A 3086-nucleotide genomic window follows, 5' to 3' on the forward strand; every position below is an offset into this window, starting at 1 on the left:
ATGCCCGTAACTTCACAAGTTCCATTCTGGATGACTGTGTGGGACATACTTTTCAAGGTAACAGCAAACTAGTTGCTGGCCGGCACATTCACCGGTTTGGCGCGCTTTGCTTGATTTGCGACCTGCCAGCCCGTGAGAAATGCCATTTGCGCCACACGTTGCAACTTGCGAAAATCGATCTTTTCGATGTCATCGGTGATTTGATGATAATCTTCGTGCTCGCCGGTGGTGAAAAACAACACGGGCACGCCGTGCCGCGCAAAGTTGTAATGATCGCTGCGATAATACACGCGTTTGGGATGATTCGGATCGCCATAACGATAATCGCAAAACAGGCCAACGGCGCGCGCCGAGGCTTCGTTGATGTCTTTCAATTCAGGATTTTGATGGCCGCCCACGACGTAGATGGTTTGCTCTTCGGCCAGGCCGGCGTTTTTGGGATTGCTATCGCCCGGCTGGCGCACCCGCCCGACCATGTCCATATTAAGATTGGCAACCGTGTTGTTCAGGGCCACCACCGGATTTTCGGCATAGTATTCCGAACCGAGCAGCCCTTTCTCTTCGCCCGTAAACCAAACGAACAGCATGCTGCGCTTGGGTTTGCGGCTGCTGGTGGCATAGGCTTCAGCGATTTCCAGCACAGCGGAGCTGCCGGAAGCATCATCATCTGCGCCATTGAAAATTTCGCCGCTGGCGTTCAGCCCCACATGATCGAGATGCGCGCTGTAAACCACAGCCTCGTGTTTCAATTGCGAGTCGCTGCCCTCGAGCAAGCCGAGAATATTGGATGCTTGCACTGGCTTGGTTTTGACGTCAATCGTGAGTGAAAAGGTTTGCCGGTCGAACAGGAAGGAGTTGGGGGTGATCGTCCCGTCGATTTGCGTTTGCAATTGCGACAGGCTTTTGCCGCTGCCGTGCAAGAGTGCGTCCGCCAGCTTAACGTCGGCCAGGATTACGCGGATGCTCTGCCCTTGCTCCTCAGCTTGTTTGTCAGCAAGTTGCATCAAAGGCTGCGCGAGATAGTCGATTACCTGTTTGAATTCGACATAGTACGACGGTCCGCTGTCGTTGGGCGTATTCACGATGATAATCGCCTTTGCGCCGGCCGCTTCTGCCGCGCGCGCTTTTACGTTGATATAGCTATGGCGCGTGGTTTCTGCGCCGGCAAAGCGCGCGGAGGTATCCGGCGTTTGCGGCTCATGCCGCAGCGCCAGCACGATTTTATCTTTCACATCGATGCCGGCAAAATCATCGTATTGAAATTCCGGCGCGGTAATGCCATAGCCCACGAACGCCACCTCGCCGGAGATGGTCTCGCGCCCATCGTGCAAGCTTTGCAGATAGGGAAAAAAATCGTGTTTGAAACGAAAGGAAGCCGTCTGGCTGCCTGCGATGGTTATCATGGTGCTGTCGGTTAACTGGCGGCTGATGAGCCGGTAGTTTTGAAAATACGTTCCGTTTTCGCCGGCGGGCTTGAGCTGCAACCGGCTCAATTCATTTGCCACATATTCTGTCGCGCGCTGTAAACCTTCGGAACCGGTATCGCGGCCCTGCAATTCATCCGAGGCCAGAAAGCTGAGATGCCGGCTCAAATCATCCGTGGTGCTGGAGGGCGCCCCTCCACTTGCCGCCATTTGTTTGTTGGAGGTGGCGCATGCGCTTAACAACATCATCAACCCAAACACAGCCGCAATTTTGCTCATCATCCTTTGCATGAATGTTCCTTTGACAAAAGAGTTGCAGTTCCGTTCGGCGAAGCTGCCGCTGGTGCGGCAATACGAAGCGAGGTAAAAAATATTCTGGGCGAGAGAATCAAAATAAAAATGCCGCTAGAACCGTGAGGCTCTAGCGGCAAACACCAGGAGGTATTACCATGAAACGCACGGCAAGATAACGAAATGCTGCAAATCGCGCAAGCAAAATTTTGCCGGCGGCGTTTATGCAAGGGCCTGTATAATTTCGCTGTAAGATTTATAACGCAGCTTTGCCACCTCGCCCCGGGCCACGGCCTGTTTGACGGCGCAGCCTGTTTCTTGCGCGTGCAGACATTCTGCGCTTTCGCAATCATCCGTGAAATCGCGAAATTCATCGTAATACAAGCGCGCTTCTTCGCGTTTCACGTTCAAGAAGCCCGCCACGCTCAGGCCGTCGAGAAAGGTAATCTCCAGGCCCCGGCCCAAATCATGATGCTTGACGAAACACTGAAGGGCCGCGCCGTTGTGCGCCTCCAGGGTCAATTCCCGCGTTTTGCATTTGCTCTCAAATCCCGCATCCAGGCGGCGCAGCAACGATTTGCGCCCGGCGCCGGCCTCTCCCAGCAGCACGGAATGCTTGTTCTCCAGCCGCTCACGCAACGAGGACATGCCTTCGCCGGTGAGAGCTGAAGTGAGCAGCACGTGATAGCCCAGCTCGCGATAAATACGCGCGATCTTGTCGGCCTCGGCGCGTGCGATCACGAGATCGAGTTTCGTCAGACAGATGAGAGGCTCGACGTCCTCAATCTGGGCGATGATCAAGCCGCGATCGATATTGGCCAGGGAAAGCGCGGGCGGCGACAAGGCCTGGACGATTACCAATTGTTCGAAGCTCGGCGCGGCCTGATGAATCAGGGATTCACGCAGTAAATCATTCGGCGCGCTTTCAACGCCGTCGAACTCGCCGTCTCCTTCCTCCCACCTCAGCATGCGCTCTTTTTTCTCCTGCAAAAGATGGCGCAATTGCTTCTGCTCGATTTTGCTCAAATCTTTCATGACGCGATGATTTTAATGAATGATGCTTGAGTTAAAGGGAATCTCCTGTTTCAGCTAAATGCATATTTGGAATCAAACGACGGAACGTCGAAACCAGCAGGACGCGGCGCCGTGCAAGCCGTGTTGGGCATCAAATTCATTAGACCTTCAAAGCCAATGCGCGGTTCGATCATCTATACAGTTGCCTTTCTGGAGATGGAGGTTAACCGTACGATGAACAGTGCCGAGAGTACCGGCGCTAAGAATGCGAATATTGCATGCCCCGCGAATATTGCCGGGTCTGAATATGGAAATATGGACGATAACAAGCTTGGCAAACCTATGATGAATAGGAGA

The 3086-nt window shown here is 53.8% G+C and carries 2 protein-coding genes; both read right to left on the reverse strand.

The annotated features are described in order from the left end of the window. Positions 1-68: 68 nt before the first annotated feature. Positions 69-1715, reverse strand: coding sequence for a M28 family peptidase (locus FBQ85_28685; protein MDL1879110.1), 1647 nt, complete (start codon positions 1713-1715; stop codon positions 69-71). Between the two features lie 222 nt (positions 1716-1937). After that, the gene (gene rsgA / locus FBQ85_28690; protein MDL1879111.1) at positions 1938-2750 is read right to left on the reverse strand and encodes a ribosome small subunit-dependent GTPase A; all 813 of its coding nucleotides are present in this window, start codon (positions 2748-2750) and stop codon (positions 1938-1940) included. Between the last annotated feature and the right edge of the window lie 336 nt (positions 2751-3086).

It is taken from the genome of Cytophagia bacterium CHB2 (assembly GCA_030263535.1).
In the GTDB taxonomy this organism is placed as follows: domain Bacteria; phylum Zhuqueibacterota; class Zhuqueibacteria; order Zhuqueibacterales; family Zhuqueibacteraceae; genus Coneutiohabitans.

Coding starts and splice junctions, on each gene's coding strand:
- FBQ85_28685 (MDL1879110.1), bottom strand. CDS start 1,715: ATGCAAAGGATGATGAGCAAAATTGCGGCTGTGTTTGGGTTGATGATG.
- rsgA (MDL1879111.1), bottom strand. CDS start 2,750: ATGAAAGATTTGAGCAAAATCGAGCAGAAGCAATTGCGCCATCTTTTG.